General features: G+C 49.6%; 19 protein-coding genes. 1 reads left to right on the forward strand and 18 read right to left on the reverse strand.

Annotated elements, in window-relative coordinates:
* Positions 1 to 18: 18 nt before the first annotated feature.
* The 11 genes from E6C60_RS11410 to E6C60_RS11460 form a co-directional block, all read right to left on the reverse strand.
* Positions 19 to 1,524, reverse strand: a complete 1,506-nt coding sequence (locus tag E6C60_RS11410; protein ID WP_138225956.1) for a LutB/LldF family L-lactate oxidation iron-sulfur protein — start codon at positions 1,522 to 1,524, stop codon at positions 19 to 21.
* Entirely contained in the window at positions 1,521 to 2,264 is a 744-nt protein-coding gene (locus tag E6C60_RS11415) for a (Fe-S)-binding protein (RefSeq protein ID WP_138225957.1), read from the reverse strand. The genes E6C60_RS11410 and E6C60_RS11415 overlap by 4 nt, the downstream gene beginning before the upstream one ends.
* Positions 2,265 to 2,285: 21 nt before the next feature.
* Positions 2,286 to 3,062 (reverse strand): DeoR/GlpR family DNA-binding transcription regulator, encoded by a 777-nt coding sequence (locus E6C60_RS11420; protein WP_138225958.1) that lies wholly within the window; start codon positions 3,060 to 3,062, stop codon positions 2,286 to 2,288.
* Between the two features lie 26 nt (positions 3,063 to 3,088).
* Positions 3,089 to 4,564 carry a rhamnulokinase gene (locus E6C60_RS11425; protein WP_138225959.1) on the reverse strand — a complete coding sequence of 492 codons (1,476 nt, stop codon included), beginning with the start codon at positions 4,562 to 4,564 and terminating at the stop codon, positions 3,089 to 3,091.
* A gap of 41 nt (positions 4,565 to 4,605) precedes the next feature.
* Positions 4,606 to 5,868 (reverse strand): L-rhamnose isomerase, encoded by a 1,263-nt coding sequence (gene rhaA / locus E6C60_RS11430; RefSeq protein ID WP_138225960.1) that lies wholly within the window; start codon positions 5,866 to 5,868, stop codon positions 4,606 to 4,608.
* A 25-nt stretch (positions 5,869 to 5,893) separates the two neighbouring features.
* Positions 5,894 to 7,966 (reverse strand): bifunctional aldolase/short-chain dehydrogenase, encoded by a 2,073-nt coding sequence (locus E6C60_RS11435; RefSeq protein ID WP_138225961.1) that lies wholly within the window; start codon positions 7,964 to 7,966, stop codon positions 5,894 to 5,896.
* 211 nt (positions 7,967 to 8,177) lie between these two features.
* Entirely contained in the window at positions 8,178 to 8,477 is a 300-nt protein-coding gene (locus E6C60_RS11440; RefSeq protein WP_138225962.1) for a DUF4176 domain-containing protein, read from the reverse strand.
* 2 nt (positions 8,478 to 8,479) lie between these two features.
* Positions 8,480 to 8,695 carry a hypothetical protein gene (locus E6C60_RS11445; RefSeq protein WP_138225963.1) on the reverse strand — a complete coding sequence of 72 codons (216 nt, stop codon included), beginning with the start codon at positions 8,693 to 8,695 and terminating at the stop codon, positions 8,480 to 8,482.
* Positions 8,696 to 8,714: 19 nt separating this feature from the next.
* Positions 8,715 to 9,551, reverse strand: a complete 837-nt coding sequence (locus E6C60_RS11450) for a WXG100 family type VII secretion target (protein ID WP_138225964.1) — start codon at positions 9,549 to 9,551, stop codon at positions 8,715 to 8,717.
* A 166-nt stretch (positions 9,552 to 9,717) separates the two neighbouring features.
* Complete coding sequence (locus E6C60_RS11455) at positions 9,718 to 10,020, reverse strand: hypothetical protein (protein WP_138225965.1); 303 nt, start codon at positions 10,018 to 10,020, stop codon at positions 9,718 to 9,720.
* 105 nt (positions 10,021 to 10,125) lie between these two features.
* A complete protein-coding gene (locus tag E6C60_RS11460; RefSeq protein WP_138225966.1) occupies positions 10,126 to 10,311 on the reverse strand; it encodes a hypothetical protein in 186 nt (61 codons plus the stop codon).
* Positions 10,312 to 10,526: 215 nt separating this feature from the next.
* Here E6C60_RS11460 and E6C60_RS11465 point away from each other — a divergent pair, with 215 nt between their 5' ends.
* Complete coding sequence (locus tag E6C60_RS11465; protein ID WP_138225967.1) at positions 10,527 to 10,943, forward strand: hypothetical protein; 417 nt, start codon at positions 10,527 to 10,529, stop codon at positions 10,941 to 10,943.
* On the opposite strand, the gene E6C60_RS11470 is transcribed toward E6C60_RS11465, so the two are convergent.
* The 7 genes from E6C60_RS11470 to E6C60_RS20935 form a co-directional block, all read right to left on the reverse strand.
* Positions 10,940 to 11,458: a hypothetical protein gene (locus E6C60_RS11470; protein ID WP_138225968.1), complete on the reverse strand. Its 519-nt coding sequence runs from the start codon at positions 11,456 to 11,458 to the stop codon at positions 10,940 to 10,942. The genes E6C60_RS11465 and E6C60_RS11470 overlap by 4 nt on opposite strands.
* 183 nt (positions 11,459 to 11,641) lie before the next feature.
* Entirely contained in the window at positions 11,642 to 12,571 is a 930-nt protein-coding gene (locus E6C60_RS11475; protein WP_138225969.1) for a manganese-dependent inorganic pyrophosphatase, read from the reverse strand.
* A gap of 137 nt (positions 12,572 to 12,708) precedes the next feature.
* Complete coding sequence (locus tag E6C60_RS11480; RefSeq protein WP_138225970.1) at positions 12,709 to 13,731, reverse strand: UDP-N-acetylmuramate dehydrogenase; 1,023 nt, start codon at positions 13,729 to 13,731, stop codon at positions 12,709 to 12,711.
* Between the two features lie 182 nt (positions 13,732 to 13,913).
* The gene (gene rpoD / locus E6C60_RS11485) at positions 13,914 to 14,864 is read right to left on the reverse strand and encodes an RNA polymerase sigma factor RpoD (protein WP_138225971.1); all 951 of its coding nucleotides are present in this window, start codon (positions 14,862 to 14,864) and stop codon (positions 13,914 to 13,916) included.
* A gap of 174 nt (positions 14,865 to 15,038) precedes the next feature.
* Complete coding sequence (locus E6C60_RS11490; RefSeq protein WP_138225972.1) at positions 15,039 to 15,608, reverse strand: response regulator; 570 nt, start codon at positions 15,606 to 15,608, stop codon at positions 15,039 to 15,041.
* A gap of 40 nt (positions 15,609 to 15,648) precedes the next feature.
* Complete coding sequence (nagZ, locus tag E6C60_RS11495) at positions 15,649 to 16,980, reverse strand: beta-N-acetylhexosaminidase (RefSeq protein ID WP_233281236.1); 1,332 nt, start codon at positions 16,978 to 16,980, stop codon at positions 15,649 to 15,651.
* A 67-nt stretch (positions 16,981 to 17,047) separates the two neighbouring features.
* On the reverse strand, positions 17,048 to 17,203 hold the full coding sequence (locus tag E6C60_RS20935) for a hypothetical protein (protein WP_175415279.1): 156 nt from the start codon (positions 17,201 to 17,203) through the stop codon (positions 17,048 to 17,050).
* Between the last annotated feature and the right edge of the window lie 39 nt (positions 17,204 to 17,242).

Genomic DNA, 17,242 nt, shown 5'->3' on the forward strand with positions numbered 1-17,242 from the left:
AGCTGGATCGATTCTGCTTCAAGACTCATCACCTCCGCGCTGCCGCTTCTTCAGCTCTGAAGCAAGTCTTTGCTCCAGCTCTTGCGGCATGTTCTGTTGCTCTGACTCTAGCTCCTGCTTCAGATTGGGCCACTGCTGCCTGAACGATTGGTCCGGAATCGCCGGCGTGACACGGTATGTGTTCCACCCTTTCAAAGGCCCCGCTTGAATAGTAATCTCGCCTGAGCGTGCCACCAGCTTCTGCCCGACCCGTCCCAGCCGGACTGCAGCACGGTAGCGCCTGGAATTGTTCATGACGGCGGCAAAGCCCTTCATTCCGATCGCCTCCAGCTTGCTGCCACGTCCCGCCTCTACCTTGCGCCTTCGTAAATAGACAAGCATGTCATGCAATGGAATCTTGACAGGACAAGCCTCGTAGCAGGCACCGCAGAGACTGGACGCATTCGCAATATCATCCCACTCTGCGACGTTTTTTTTCAGTGCAGGGGTCAGAACCGCTCCGATGGGGCCGCTGTAAGTGCCTCCATAAGCATGACCACCAATCTGGCGATACACCGGACATGCATTCAGGCAGGCGCCGCAGCGGATACAATTCAGCAGCTCCTGAAATTCCGGATCTCCGAGCTGCAGAGAGCGGCCATTATCCAGAATAATAATATGCATTTCATCCGGTCCATCTCCATCTTCTGCGCGTTTAGGACCTGTAATTCCTGACATGTAAACCGTCAGCTTCTGCCCGGTCGCGGATCTGGGCAGAAGCGTAGCCATGACTTCAAGATCATTCCAGGAAGGAATAATCCGCTCCATTCCCATCAGGGTGATCTGAGTCTTCGGAACCGTAGTTACCATACGCGCATTGCCTTCATTCTCAAACAGCACAATGGAACCGGTCTCGGCGATGGCAAAATTACACCCTGTCATGCCAATATCAGCCTCAAGAAACCTTTCCCGCAGCTTGCTCCGGACAAATCCGGCCAGAATAGAGGTTTCAGGGGGAAGAGTCTCACCTGCTTCTTTGGATAGAAGCTCTGCGATCTGATATCGGTTCTTATGAATGGCAGGAATAATAATGTGAGATGGAGCTTCATTAGCCAGCTGGATAATGTACTCTCCCAGATCTGTCTCGATCGCTTCTACACCGATGGACTCCAGTTCCCGATTCAAATGCAGCTCCTCAGACACCATCGATTTCGATTTAACCACTGACCTCGCAGCGGTTTGCTTCGCAATGCTAAGCGAGAGCTCCACCGCCTCTTGCGCATTGTCTGCAAAATGCACATGCACCCCGTTCGCTCGGGCATTGTCTGCGAACTGGGTCAAGTAATAATCCAGGTGAGCAATGGTGTGCAGCCGGATCTGCCTGCCGCGCTCCCGCCATGCATCCCAATTGCCATGCTCTTCAGAGGCTTTAATCTTGCCGCTGCGCAGCCGCTCCGTCGTAAACCTTACGGCACTGCGGAGGAAATCGTTATCCAGGGCAAGTCGCGAGCGCTTTTTCACACTACCCTTAGGCGCTGAACTCATGCCTGCTTCACCTCCTGCTTCTCAAGCCCCTCGTATAGCAGCTCAGCGAGGTGCATCACCCGAATCTTCTCCCCTCTGAAGCGAAGGTGTCCAGCGATGTTCATCAGACAGGCCATGTCCAGACCGACCAGCACCTCGGCCTCGGTTTCAATGACATGATCTCCTTTTTCCGTGACCATGGCTCCGGAAATATCGGCCATCTTGACCGCGAATGTGCCCCCGAACCCGCAGCAGTCCTCCGCGAACGGCAGAGGTACCAGCTCAAGACCCGCGACCTGGCTCATAAGTTGTACAGGCTCTTCTTTTACGCCAAGCAGGCGGCTGCCATGACAGGATGGATGATACGTTACCTTATGAGGAAAGATCGCACCTACATCTGTAATACCGAGAACGTTGACTAAAAATTGCGTAAATTCATACGTTTTGTCTTGAAGGAGCTTGGCTTTGTGAAGATATTCCGGTTCATCCTTGAACAGACTGCTGTAATGATGGATCATATACGTGCACGAGCCGGAGGGAGAAATCACAAAATCACTGTCTGTAAACGCATCCAAAATGGAACGCGCGCTTTTCTTCGCGTCATCCCAATAACCGCTGTTGTACGCCGGCTGTCCGCAGCAGGTCTGACTCTCCGGGAAATTCAAATCAAGCCCATAGCGCGCGAGCAGGCGCACCATGGACGTCGTGACATGTGGAAAAAGAGTGTCGCTCAAGCAGGTCGCAAAAATCGATATTTTCATGCGGAGCACCTCCACTTTAATTTATACCGGAATCACTGTAATCCCAAGCTCTTTGCAGGCTTGCAGGCTCTCGGGCTGCACCCGCTCATCTGTAATGATCGTATCCACGCTTTTCAGATCTGCCACCTGCTTAAATGCAAGAATGCCAAACTTGCTTGAATCAGCCAGCAATACAACCTTCTCGGCAATTCCGATCATCTTGTGCTTGACTCTGGCTTGAAGCTCATTGGATTCGCTTAACCCACGCTCTAAATGCACTCCTTTGAAAGACATAAACGCCAAATCTACGTAATAGGAATCGAGCGCCCGCTCAGCTAGAGGCCCCACAAAAGAAAGAGAATGATGTGCCATAATCCCTCCAACGGATATGACTTCAATCTTTTCCTTGCCTCCTAATTCAGCTGCGGCCTTCATTGAATTGGTCAACACTGTAAGCGGAATATCCGGGATAAGTTGAGCAACGTACCACGCAGTAGAGCTGGCATCTAACAGTATTTTCTGATGTGGCTGTATCAGCTTGACTGCCGCTTCAGCGATCCGCTGTTTCTCCGCTGCATTCGCGACTTCCCTTTCGAAAAATGGCGTCTCTGGCTGGGATCGTCCGGGAGCAGAATGACTATGAACGCTGACCGCGCCTCCATGAGAACGGCGCAGCTGACCGGATCCTTCAAGTCGGTCCAGATCACGCCGGATCGTCTCCTCTGTCACTCCACAAATCTCACTTAATTCGCTCACTCGAATGCTGCCCCGCTCATTGACAAGCTGCACTATTTTTTCGTATCGCTCTACAACCAACATCCCGTTCCATCCCTTTATCAATAAATTTATTTAGAAATTCCAGCGTTCTGTCGAAATGCTTGGTAAGCTTCCTCCCACCTCTGTATTTGCTGAGGCTCATATTCCTTGACTTCAACAGAATTACGGATCACTCTTCTCGCTTCCATCATACCGGAGAACTCGCCTCGTGCAATAAACTGGACCGCAAGATTCCCGATCGCGCTGCCTTCAGCGGGGCCTGCCCATACGGGTCGGCCGATGGCATTCGCTGTCCATTGACACAGCAGCTCATTGTAAATGCCTCCGCCTACCATATGGAGTCCATCAAACACACGTCCAGACACCCGCTCCGTTTCGTCCAGTGTCAAGCGGTATTTCAGGGCCAGGCTCTCTAAAATGCAGCGTGTGATTTCGCCCGGCGTTATTGGTACCGGCTGTGCCGTTCGCTTAGCTAATTCTTGAATGCGTGACGGCATATCTCCCGGGGTTAGAAAAAGATCATGATCGGGGTCGATAACGGTAACAAAAGGCTCCGCTTCTTCTGCCATCTTAACTAATTCCGGAAAGGAATACAAAGCCCCTTTGTTCGCCCAGACACGTCTGCTTTCTTGCAGGATCCACAAGCCCATAATATTTTTGAGGAGACGGTATGTTCCACAAGCCCCTCCTTCATTGGTGAAGTTTAGCTCCAGCGCCTCGGGAGTCATCATAGGATGGTCAATTTCTGTTCCGATTAGGGACCAGGTTCCGCAGCTTAGATAAGCGAATTGGTTCTGCAGAGCAGGTACAGATACTGCAGCAGAGCCTGTATCATGCTCCGCTGCAGTATAAAGTGTCATGCCGTTGAGGCCAAGCTCCTGAATAACTGAAGCCCGAATATTCCCCGCGTTCTCTCCGGATTGAAGTACCGGAGGATAAATATTCAATGGAAGCTGAATCTTGCTGATCAGCTCCTGATCCCAGTTTCCCAGAAGCGGGTTATACATTTGTGTCGTCGAGGCGTTACTAAACTCACTGTACATTTCACCCGTCAAGAAATAACGTAACAAATCAGGAATCATGAGCAGCTTTTTTGCACCGGCAAGCAGCTCGGGCTGATGTTTTCTTATAGAGTACAGCTGATAGATCGTATTAAAGGGCAGAAACTGAATGCCGGTCTTGCTGTAAATCTCTGATTTGGAGACCATGCCTAGAACTTCTTCCATCATTTCTGGGCTATGAAAATTGCGGTAATGGTATGGATTGCGCAGTAGTTCTCCGTCTGTTCCGATGAATCCGAAATCGACAGCCCAAGAATCAATGGCAACCGAGCTCGGTGCGCTTAGGTGCTCCTTAGCCGCCAGCAGGCCTTGCTTTATTTCATGGTACAGCCTGAGAATATCCCAGTGCAGCCTTCCGGAAACATGGACTGGATCGTTGGGAAACCGATGCAGCTCTTCAACGAACAATCTACCGTCGTCCAATCGACCCAGCAGTGCTCTGCCACTGCTCGCGCCCAGATCAAATGCCAATGCCGTACTCATGCTTGTCATCCCTCTCTAACGCTTCCATAGAATGAGCTACATCACGAATTCCGTGGCAGCAGAACATTTTTCTCATAAGTCTTTACTTCTGTCAGCCACTCTTCCCGGACGGGCACTCCATGCGATTCACAATAATAATCCCACACGGCACCAAAAGGGTAGGCCTTGAACTCTTCCAGAAGTGTCAAGCGTGTCGTATAATCTCCCTCATGCTCTGCAGCCTTCAGTAACTCGATAGGCTCCAGCATGGCTCTAAGTATGCCTTTCAATGTATTGCGTGTCCCGATCACCCAGGCTGCAATCCGGTTAATACTGGCATCAAAAAAATCCAGACCCACATGCGTTTTATCCAGAAGGTTCCCACGAACCAGCTCTCTTCCGATCTCTACAAGCTCGTCATCCATCGTCACGACATGGTCGCTGTCCCAACGCATCGGACGGCTGACATGCAGCAGAATCCCCTCTGTAAACAATGAAAGCGAAGAAAGCTTACCGGCAATGCCTTCTGTAGGGTGAAAATGACCGGAATCCAGACAAATCAGCTTCTTGTTCAGTATTCCATAGCCCATATAAAATTCATGGGACCCGACAACATAGGCCTCTGAGCCAATTCCAAACAGCTTACTCTCTACCGCGTCAAGATTGTATTGCGGGTCAAGCTCCTCCTTGAATATTTCATCCAACGATGCTTTCAGCCGCTGGCGAGGAGCCAGACGATCTGCGGGAACATCCTTATAGCCGTCTGGAATCCATATATTTGTCACACAGGTCTGCCCCAGCTGCTCTCCAAAATGGGCACCAATTCTACGCGCAGCCTGACAATGCTCAATCCAGAATCTGCGAATCTTCGGATCGCTGTGGCTAAGGGTAAATCCATCACTGGAATTTTTGTGGGAGAAGCAGGTTGGATTGAAATCCAGGCCCAGCCCCTGTTCTTTTGCCCAGTTCACCCAATTTTGAAAATGCTTAGGCTCCAAGGAATCCAGATCAACCTCTTCCTCTGTGTCGGCATAAATCGCATGAAGATTGATTTTATGCTTTCCCGGAATTAAAGATAACGCTTTCTCCAAATCCTGACGAAGCTGCACTGCCGTCTGGGCGGCTCCAGGATATTGTCCAGTAACGGATATGCCTCCGGTGAGTTCTTTATCTCGGAATAAAAATCCACGCACATCATCGCCCTGCCAGCAATGGATCGAGATTTTGACCTTTTCAAGCTCCTGGAGCACCTTCTCCGTATCAATTCCATGGGCTGCATACAATTGCTTGGCATAATCATAGCTTTGAGCAGTTTCTTTCCTCAACTTTAGTCCCTCCCAATAACGGTATTTACCGAGTGAACGCAGCGGGTACACCGCCGTCGATGGTCAGCATGCAGCCCGTCGTCTTCTCGGCTTTGGAGGAGGCGAAAAATGCAATGCCCTCTGCAATGTCCCGGGGGTAAATATTGACCAATAACGTGGTGCGCTTCCGGTAATATTCTTCGAGCTCATGCGGTTCAATACCATACGCCGCTGCACGTTCATTTCGCCAGCTGGAATTCCAGATGGCAGAACCTTGCAGGATCGCATCCGGGAGAACGGTGTTCACTCGTATACCGTAGGGTCCCCCTTCGGCAGCAATGCAGCGAGCCAGATGCGCTTCAAGCGCTTTCGCAGAGCTGTATGCACTGGCATTCTTGCCGGCATATATAGAGTTTTTAGAGCCGACAAATACCATGCTGCCCCCAGTATTTTGAGCCTTCATCATTTTGAAACCTTCCCGTGCGACCAGGAAATAACCTGTTCCGAGTACGTTCATATTCAGGTTCCATTCCTTGAGCGAGGTTTCCTCAAATGCATTGGATGTCGCCAAGCCCGCATTGTTGACAAGGATATCCACGCCGCCGTATTGTATCGCAGCCTCCGTGTAAGCCTGGCGAACCGCTTCTTCATCCGTCACATCCATCTTCACAGCATAAGCCATGTTCTCTCCATACACTGCATTAATTTCTTCAGCAACCTGCTTGGCACCTTCTGCATTCAGATCCGCCAGCACCACATGTGCCCCTTCTTGTACCAGACGTCTAGCTGTCTCACTGCCGATCCCGCCAGCTCCCCCCGTTATAAAAGCAACCTTTCGAGAAAATTCCGCTTCCGCAGGAGCTAAAGAAAGCTTGTAAAGCTCGAGTGGCCAATATTCCACGTTATAGGACTCATTCTCAGTCAAGGATACAAAATTCCCAAGCGTGGTAGCACCGCGCATAACTGCAATTGCACGATGATATAATGCACCACTTACCCGTGAATTTGCCCAGCTTTTTCCTGTGTTAATCATGCCGACGCCTGGGATTAGAATTACGCGCGGTGCGGCCTCGAACATGACATCCCCATCGTTATGATTACGCTCAAAATAGTCGGCATAGCGCTGCTTGTAGGCTTCTATTTCTTCAATTAGCCTGGACTTCAGTCCTTCTACATCTTCAGTGTCAGGTGTCCAGTCCACAAACAGAGGAACGACCTTGGTATGAACGAGATGATCTGGACAGGCTGCGCCGACCTGAGACAGCTCTGCAGAATTTTTCCCACCGACGAATGTCAGCACATCCTCTGCATCGTCGAATGTAAGAATCATTTTTTTGCTATCGCATACTGCACCGCGAATTACAGGCATAATAGCTGCAGCAACTCGCTTCCGCTCTTCGGCAGGCAGTGCCTTATATTTCTCGCCTCCAAACAGCTGCTCCTGCTCCACATGAGCTTCAATAAAAGCCTCTGCCTCTTTGATAACCTTGATCGTCTGGGCATAGCATTCTTCCGAGGTATCTCCCCAAGTGACCAGTCCATGCTTTTCCATAAGTACAAGCTCAGCGTTCGGGTTTCCAGCTACACCCTCTGCAATCATTTTGGAGAGAGTAAAGCCCGGTCTAATATAGGAAACCCAAACAAATCGATCTCCGAAAATTTCTTGGGCGAGCTCCTTGCCTCGATCTGCACAGCATAAGCTGATAATGGAGTCGGGATGGGTATGATCAATATGCTGAAAGGGAAGGAATGCATGCAGCAGCGTTTCAATGGACGCTCTTGGAGCTTTGGCATCTACCATACATTGCGCGAGATAAGACACCATTTCTTCATCTGTCATGCTGTCCCGCTCCATGAGCGGTTTAATATCCTCCATACGAAGACCTGTAAAGTTGGAAGCCTTCATACTAGCTAGATCCGACCCGCTTCCCTTGACGTACATGACCTCAACGTCCCGCCCCCGGAAATCTTGAATAACCATTTTGCTGGAGGTATTCCCTCCTCCCCAGTTGCAAACCGTACGGTCTGAGCCAATTTGGTTAGAGCGCCTTACCAGCTTTTCAAGCTGGCTGTTGTTTTGAATATCTTTGAAAACATTTGAATTATCAATATTACTCATTGACGATCTCCTCTCCACCTCAATATTCGGATTTATCTCATCATAACACGCCCGTATAATTTTGAATATACTTGTTTATGTTTGTTTTAAAGTTTTTACGGAATGAATTAAAAATAAATAAAAAGCTCATATTGGTGCTGTGCTTGGTTCACACAGATAACACCAATATAAGCTTTTTTCATGACACCATAATCTAAGTGATGTTCAATAGTTATTGCACCGAGCTGGATTGATCCGCCTTCGCAATGCCCTCCAGCAGAGCCTCCCGGAACTGCTGCTCCTCTTCATTGACATAGCCTTGAAAGACGATCTCAGATATATCCTTATGATTAAAAAATACATTGGAATCCGCCGTTAAATTTCCATGCGGATAAAAGCAGGCGACATAATCCCAACGTTTTCCGCTCTTGGAGTCGTTCTGCATTCGCCCGTAGATCATGAGATTCTGATCCCAGTCCTTAAATTTGACCACCGACCCGATCGGCAGCAGCTTCTCTTGTACAGCTTCCATGTTCATTTCTCCTTCATGAGCATTGTTCCTACTTTGTATACCGCGGCAGCCACAAGGGGAATGAAGACCCCCAAGGAAATGCAAATTACGGCCTTTTCTCTAACCTGCAGCGCTGGATCAGCCAAATTGGGAATGATGGTGCCCAGTACGCCGACGACAGCGATGCTGATCATAATTACTTTAAACCGGCTATGCACGGCCTGGCCTCTCCCTTCCATCCCTTGCTGTGGATCTTCCTTATTCGACGGTCACGTTGCCACCTACGCCGACAAGGCTGACTCCAGGGCCAAGAGGGATATGAAATTTCAAGCCGCTTTTTCCGACCTCGGCAGAGCCGCCAACGACTCCCAGCGATGCCGAGCCGCCGATATTGAGCTCCTTATCTGTAAACGGCAGCGGAATATTAAATCCGCCTTCATACTTGTTCAGAGTCGCCTCGGCACCAATCTCCAGATTTCCGTTCTTCACCTGGGCCTCGACCTCCGCTTTGGCAAGACTGACGGAGCCCTGAACATAGTCATTCTCATATCCTGCCTCAACCATGGCGCCTTCTGCACTCACCCCGGTTGTTAACCCGGCCGATGCCGAGCCCGTAATTCCTTTGCCATACCAGCCGCTTTCCCGTCGCTCCACCACACTGCCCTCAGCCTCAGCGCCATCCAGAAGCAGCTTGCTTAGCTTTTCGCTGCTCATAGCTGGAGACGCAGCAGCAGGGCCCGCGGCTCCCGCCAAAGAAGCCGCTCCCAGCGTTCCTGCAGCAGCACTGACTCCAACGGCTCCTATTCCTGCAGCGGTACCCGTACTCGATAGATCTGTGGATCGAAAACGATGAGAGATCTGTTTCAGCTCGGTTGAAACATTATGTAAGCATGCTACAAACTGATTCATCGTGCTCCTGGCCTGCTGATAATCTCCGAAGAATCGTTCCCTCGTCATGCCTTCCCATTGACTCTCCATCTGATGGATACTGGACTCCAGACGCCGCACGAGCTCTCCGCCCTGCTGGCTTGCCAGTGAGAACCGGGAAGAGATGTCATCCAGCTGCTCCGGAGTGACCAAAATACGATTGGACATTATTAACGCTCCTTTCATGTCATTCCTAAAAAACAATCTGTTTATGTCTGGGCATTGCAGTGGATTCCTTGTCTATTACCCTTTTTCATAAACCATTAAATCACAAGTCCTCTACAGCGAAAAGCCCGGAGCTAAGAATAGCCCCAGGCATTCGCAGTACTCTGAATTAGATGAAAAAGAGAGGAACGAGGAAGAGAAAGGCCAAGCTAGCCCATGCTAAACCCGCATAAGGATTATAATATGGATAATATCCGTATGCGGAGGCTTTTACCGGCTTGTTGGATTTTCCGGATTTACCGGGCTTATGAGATAGAATATGCGCCTGTCCCGGCGGCTCTAATACAATTCCGTTGTGATCAACGCTCTTCAGCGTTCCCATCCATTCTGTACCATCATGAAGCACGGCACAGACCTGCTGGCCAATATATGGACGACAGCCGTCCGGTGACAATGGATTGATACATTGCATATTTGTTGCACCTCCCCCTGCTGGATTGATTCCAGTGTATTCGCAAGGGGCTGTCCTCGTTATCCGCTGCTGTCCTCTAGGATCTCAAAGAATACTCACTCCGGATTAGAAATCATGTTGAACTTCACAATCTTCATCATCTGAGAATTCGCTCCTGCAAGGAACCCGGGTGATACACTTGGACTGCTTTACCCAGTGTCCGATATTTTGATACAGGGCTTCGTACGATTGCTCCAGCTGTTCTTCCGATAGATCAGCAGGGTCCTGCGCTCCAAAATACTCTAATTCCATGACGATGCTCCTTTCTTCCTTCTTCCTATTTCAAACCTTGCCTTCCTCCAGTCTGCGCTGGAAGGAGCATAATTTTATGGATCTCAATCCATTATAAATAGCATGATTTCCACTTATAAAGGCGGTGCTTTGCTTCCATGTCCATCCCGTTACTCCTCTGCATCCAGCTCGGTGTGCTTGCTGGTACTCTTAGCTTAGCTGCTGAGGAGCATATCATGCATACATCCACTATGGTAAATGCTACTGCGCCTTTTACTGTTATAGAGCTCTTCGATTCGGCATCAGACCCTCAAGCTGCCTCTCCTGCCCAGCCATCTCAGAAGGAAGGGCTGTTCAAACAGCTTGCCACCTATCTGAACATGAAGCCGTATGAGCTTCGCGAGGCGTTACAGACCTCCACTCTTGCTGAAATTGCACAGTCTAAGGGCATTCCGCGAGAAGCCTTAAAGCTGAAATTAATTGCCCTTATGGAAGAACGGTCACTACACGCCCCTGTTCCTTTAGGCGGGGGAGCAGATTTTGAGCAGGCAGCCGAGCTGTTTATGGATCGCCAAGGCGGCTGGCCATCTCCGCGCTCTAAGCAGCATAAAAAAGCACCGGGCTATTCCAGCCGCCCGGCACTTCAAATTTAAGGTATATATTGCTGAATGATTTGAGTCACCTCACCGTTCTCAACAGTGAGATGGTATGGAAACCAACCCATATCAATCAGCTTGTCGTTTTGGAAAATGGAATGGAATTTGGTAACACTCACTTCCTGATTCCAGATAATCTGGGCATCCTCCCAAGACCCGGTATGATCATACAGCTGCAAGAATACTCGTGCAGAGTCGCTGACAGGAAGAGTAATCTGTTCCTCTTGATCATTCACAATGTAATACCCGTCTGGCGCTTCAGTCAGATCTGAATCACCTTCCCGTTGACGGAAGATCTCGTTTGCTTCTTCACCCTCATACCATTCAATTCGATCTACCACGGCGTATAGCTGTCCGTTCATCATGGTGAATGACTGCATAAATACAGCACGTTGATGCTCTGAATGCTCTACCGGTGTATATTGCGAGCTGCCAGACGCAGCTCCGACTGTCGTTGTCATCATCAGAATTAACCCGCACAGCAGGAACCATTTTACCGCTCTTGATTTCATTCAAGCCCTCTCCCTACCTTTAGAATTGGAGGCAAGTGACATATACGCTTCATTACCCGAAGGCCATCGGCCTCAAACAGAATAATCAACAACACTAAGTATATGCCGATTGGAGGTGAAATGAATTTCAAAAGCTTCTGAATTTAATGACAATAATGCCACACCTTTAGCTCCACCTTGAGATTAAGACTGGAAGGCTTCGGTCAGCACAGGAACGATCTGCGACTTCCGGGAAACGACCCCTTTGAGGAGAGCGGTATTGTTCTCCAGCTGTACTTGATACGCTCTTTCTACAGCTGCAGCTTCCTTGCCTAGTGCCAGTGCAACGGAATCATTGTTCAAAATATCTGTCACTACAAATACGAACAAATCCAGTCCCTTATTCGCAATAATGGCAGAAATGGCTTCTTCCAGCTCCGCTTGACGGGAGAGCACATCATTCGTGTCCACGGCATTTACCTGGGCGATTTCCACCTTGGCGTTACCCATACTGAATTCCTTCGCATCCAGAGAGATCAGCTGAGGAATTGTCTTGTCGCTCAGATCCGCACCTGCCTTCAGCATTTCGAGACCATAGCTCTGTGCATCAACGCCTGCAATCTCCGCCAGTTCCTTGGCTGCAGCAATATCTTCTTCGGTGCAGGTTGGAGATTTAAATAGCAATGAATCGGAAATAATCGCCGACAGCATCAGTCCGGCAATTTCCTTGCGAATCGCCACACCGTTCTCCTTGTACAGCTTGTTCAGGATCGTTGCGGTGCAGCCGACCGGCTCAGCACGGTAGTACAGCGGGTGGCTTGTCTCAAAGTTCGCAATACGGTGATGGTCAATAACCTCAAGTACTCGAACCTGATCGATGTCAGCCGCGCTTTGCTGGCGTTCATTGTGATCGACCAGAATGACGTCCTTCGCTTCACCGGCAACCGTCTCAACCAGACGAGGTGCATCAACATGGAACGTGTTCAGTGCATAGCTGGTTTCTCCGTTAACCTCACCTAGACGTACAGCCTCAGCCCCAATACCCAGCTCCTTCTTCAGCTCTGCATAGGCGATCGCGGAGCAAATGGTATCCGTGTCCGGGTTCTTGTGACCAAATACGAGAATATTACTCATGTTCTAAGCCCTCCAATTAAAGTTCATATAGTGTTGTGTATGTGCCACCGAAATGGCGAAGCTTGTTCATTCTCTAACGATTATAACTGTAAATTCACCTTATTCCAATTACTTTACCATGATTTTCATTTGAAACTTTAAACGATAACGATTTCTGGCTCGGGCAGAAAGCCGAATTTCCGCTCTATACCTTCTGAAATAACATCCATCAAGTATAAAATATCGGAGGCACTGGCGTGATTGTGATTCAAAATCATATTGCCATGATACGGTGATATCACAGCCCCTCCGCGGCTCAAGCCTTTCAGCTGCAACTGTTCTACGAGAGAGCCGACAGCAACGCCATAATCATAATTATTCTTAAACACCGATCCGCAGGAAGGAGCATCGAAATGATGCCGGCTGGTGCGGTATTTAATGATGTCCAGCATCGCTGGCGGCGTTGGAATTCCGATTCCGGCCAGGGCATGAACTTCCCCCAATATGTAAGAGAACCATTGAGGCAATGAGGAGGAATGGCAGCCTCTTGTCTTCCACGAATGTACCAATTGCGAGGCATAAAGCAGCTGCTCCTCTGCTGCAATATCTACATTGAGCTTGGCACCGACAATGATCCACGGCTTCTGCTGAAAAATAGACTGCTTATAGCCAAACCCGCACGCCGACGCATGAATAGACTGAACCGATAATCCTTCAGTGCTGGTATCCACGTAATAAACCGTGTCCAGCAGTTCACTTATTTGAAGCTGATTGTACTTCGCATTCATATAGATTCCTGCTCCCAGACAGCCCGGAAGAAGAAAGCTGAGCTCCATACGGGAATCCCCACCCCGCAGCCCGATCAGAGAGAGCAGAGACATCGGAGTGCCGGCTGATACATACCATTTACCGTCCTGCTCCCGGATTTCGCAATGGCGCTTCAGAGAAATAAATAACAGGTCCGGATCAGGAGCATCCGGAAATAATAGATTGGATCCCATGCCAAAGGAGTACCAGGGCAGTCCACTGGCAAAAGCGGCCTCGTACAGGGTAATGAGCTCTTCTGTCGTTTCCGGCTCTGCCAGAAAACCGGCCTCCCCTCCGATGGCATAGGTAGAATAGGGTGCAAGAGGAGTTTGCCGTCTGCACAGCTGCTCAATAACGGATGATTGCAGGTTCATAGGTGAGAGTCACATCCTTTGGTAGGCTTTCCTTCAATATTATGATAGAACGCAGACGCGGGTGTCAATTTGAAGACATCCATGACTATCCATGACCATTTATGACCAAAATGAAAAAGCCCCCGCCATGCTGCACCGAGCAAGGCAGGGAACCTTTAAATTACTAAGCAAAGCCATACTCTTTATTCCAGAAAATCCTTCAATCGCTTGCTTCGGCTAGGATGACGAAGCTTGCGGAGCGCTTTAGCTTCAATCTGGCGAATACGCTCCCGGGTCACACCGAACACCTGGCCAACCTCCTCCAGGGTTCGAGTTCTGCCGTCCTCCAGTCCAAAGCGCAGACGGAGCACGTTCTCCTCCCGCTCTGTCAACGTATCCAGCACTTCCTCCAGCTGCTCCTTGAGCAGCTCGAAAGCTGCAGCATCCGACGGAGCAAGAGCATCCTGATCCTCAATAAAATCCCCCAGATTTGAATCGCTCTCTTCTCCGACCGGTGTTTCCAGAGAAACGGGCTCCTGCGCCACCTTCAGAATTTCACGCACCTTCTCCGGACTGATGTCCATTTCCTTGCCAATCTCCTCCGGTGTCGGCTCGCGGCCTAAATCCTGCAGCAGCTGTCTCGAGATCCGAACCAGCTTATTAATGGTTTCCACCATATGAACCGGAATCCTTATTGTGCGGGCTTGATCCGCAATGGATCGCGTAATGGCCTGGCGGATCCACCAGGTGGCATACGTACTAAACTTGAAGCCTTTAGAGTAATCAAATTTCTCAACAGCCTTGATTAGCCCCATATTCCCCTCCTGAATCAGATCCAGGAATTGCATACCTCTGCCTGCATAACGGCGTGCGATACTGACTACGAGACGGAGGTTCGCTTCGGCCAAACGACGCTTGGCTTCCTCGTCCCCCTCGTTAATTCTCTTAGCCAGCTCGACTTCCTCTTCTGCAGACAGAAGAGGAACCCTGCCAATTTCCTTAAGATACATACGAACCGGATCGCTAATCTTGATGCCAGGCGGAAGCGAAAGATCATCGTGCACCGAAAAATCCTCACTTGGAGAACTGGCCGCCTTGTCCGGCTCCACGGTCTCACGATCCAGTGCAAAATCCGCACTGCTACGGTTTTCCATTCTATGCCCCCCTGTTGACATTTCTGATAGAATATGCTAATCTAGATATGTGTGACTACATAACTTTACTAATTAGTTATCCTTCATTCTATCATATTTTGAGTGAGTTATCAACTTTTGATCTGATTGAAACCGGCCTATGCATAGGCCGGTTTTTTTTACGTTCCTATTGCTTTATTCATCTTCACCGAAATAACGCTTGATGACTTCTGATAGCATGGAGGTTTTTAAAGGCTTTGTAAGATAGTCATCCATACCTGCTGTCAGGCAATGCTCTCGGTCACCCATCAGCGCGTTAGCTGTTACAGCCACAATGATAGGTATTCGATCGGCGGGCAGCTGCAGCCGCATTTGCCGGACCGCCTCCACGCCGTCCATTTCGGGCATTTGGATATCCATGAATATGAGATCATAATGGCTACTCTGTGCCTTGCTTAATGCTTCTTTTCCGTTTTCTGCGATCGTTACCATATGCCCGAGTCTTTCCAGCATCTTGGTAATGACCAGCTGATTGGTCACATTATCCTCAGCTACCAAAATGTTCAGCATACGCGGCCCGCTCTCTGTCACTTGCTCCCTTTTTCTGCCTAAGCTCGATGCATCTCGTGGAAATAGAGAAGCCGGATTAACCGGATTTGGGTGCTCCGACTGCTGAAAATGAAACAGATCTGAAGAACTATTAAAGGACTCACCATGACGGGAGTGCTCCACATAAGAGAGTGGTTCAATATATAGGTTTGACATGGCCAACACCTCCGTTCGGTCCGATCTGAAAAGATTAGTATTATGGCTTCACTGCATTCCAGATCCGCTTGGTTTCTTGATTTAATGTAGATAGATCTTGTAATTCCTCATCCATGGCTCCAAGATTTGCGGCATGCTTCAGCTGAAGCACGGCTTTGACGCGCTCATCCAGAACTTCCTCTGAAATCTCGCCTTGCTGCACAGCTTCCAGCAGGGATTTCAGAACAGCCTCCTCCAGCTTATAATCATGACCCACAAGCACGATATTACAACCAGCGAGGATTGATTGAACAGCGGCATCACCAATATCATAGCCAGCTTCAGATATAGCCCCCATGGTCAAGTCATCCGTGATAATCACGCCGTCATACTTCATGTCCTCTCGAAGCAGATTCTGAATGACACGTTTGGAAAGAGAAGCAGGAGTATCCGGATCAATACTCGTCATTAATAAATGGGCTACCATGACGACCTCAGCACCCTGCTCAATCGCTTCTTGAAACGGGACCAGCTCTTTAGATTTCAAGCGTTCCCAAGGATGAGAGATCACCGGAAGTCCGGAATGAGAATCGACACCCGTGTCTCCATGTCCAGGAAAATGCTTGACGACAGGAACGACGCCCTCTTCCCGAATCGCTTTCATTTGTGCCAGCCCAAGCTGCGACACCCGCTCGCTTTCACTGCCGAAAGAGCGGTCTCCAATGACCGGATTATCGGGATTACTGTTTATATCCAGCACGGGAGTATAGACCAGATTCATCCCCAGCGCCTTCATCAGCCTCGCAATATGAGTACCGGCATCCGCAGCCAGCTTTGGATCCTCCGTTTGTCCCAGCTTTCCGCTGGAAGGCAGCCTGCCCAGCTCTGGAGGCAGCCGGGACACTCTTCCGCCTTCTTCATCCAGGCTGAGCCATAAAGGAACAGGATGATCACCGTTTAGCTGCTTTAGCCTGCCGGTCAGCTCCAGCGTCTGGTCAACGGATTCAATATTATCCCCGAAAAAAATAAATCCACCCACATAATACTGCTCTAGCAGCCTTTGCGCCGTTGCATCAGGAACTGTACCCTCCAGCCCGATTACAACGAGCTGGCCTACCTTTTCTTCCAGGGTGAGCTCTTGCATCCACTGCTCTACATGGCTTAGACCCTGCTTCACAGCTGGAGGAGCGTTCGCAGTGTCTGATCCCGGCTCATCGGTGAGACCGCTCTTCGGAGGAGAAACTGGCGGGGCTCCACCGGACGTTCCGGCTTCATCGCCTGCAGCGTTATGATCAGGTGGCGAGACGTTCCCGGCTTGCTTCGAGGGCGAAGAAGCCGGCTGTACCTCGGTGGAGGAATCGCAGCCAGCGACCCCCAGCAGCAACACCAACATAAACAAACAGATATGTAAGGTACGCTTCATGACTTCTTACCTTTCAAATATAATTAGAGGATCAGGACTAGATCAGACCAAGCTCTCTCGCCTGCTCTTCCGTGAGAATAAATTGCTCGTTCTCCCACACGTCATCCTCTTTGTCCTGCAGACCAAACATGAGGATCAGCTTGTCCCAAATATGTCGATCCAGCGCTTCTTTTTGCGTGATGATGATCTTCATGATATCGACCTCCTGTTCAGCTTGATCCGGCAGCTTCTT

It is taken from the genome of Paenibacillus algicola, from assembly GCF_005577435.1.
Lineage (GTDB): Bacteria > Bacillota > Bacilli > Paenibacillales > Paenibacillaceae > Paenibacillus_AQ > Paenibacillus_AQ algicola.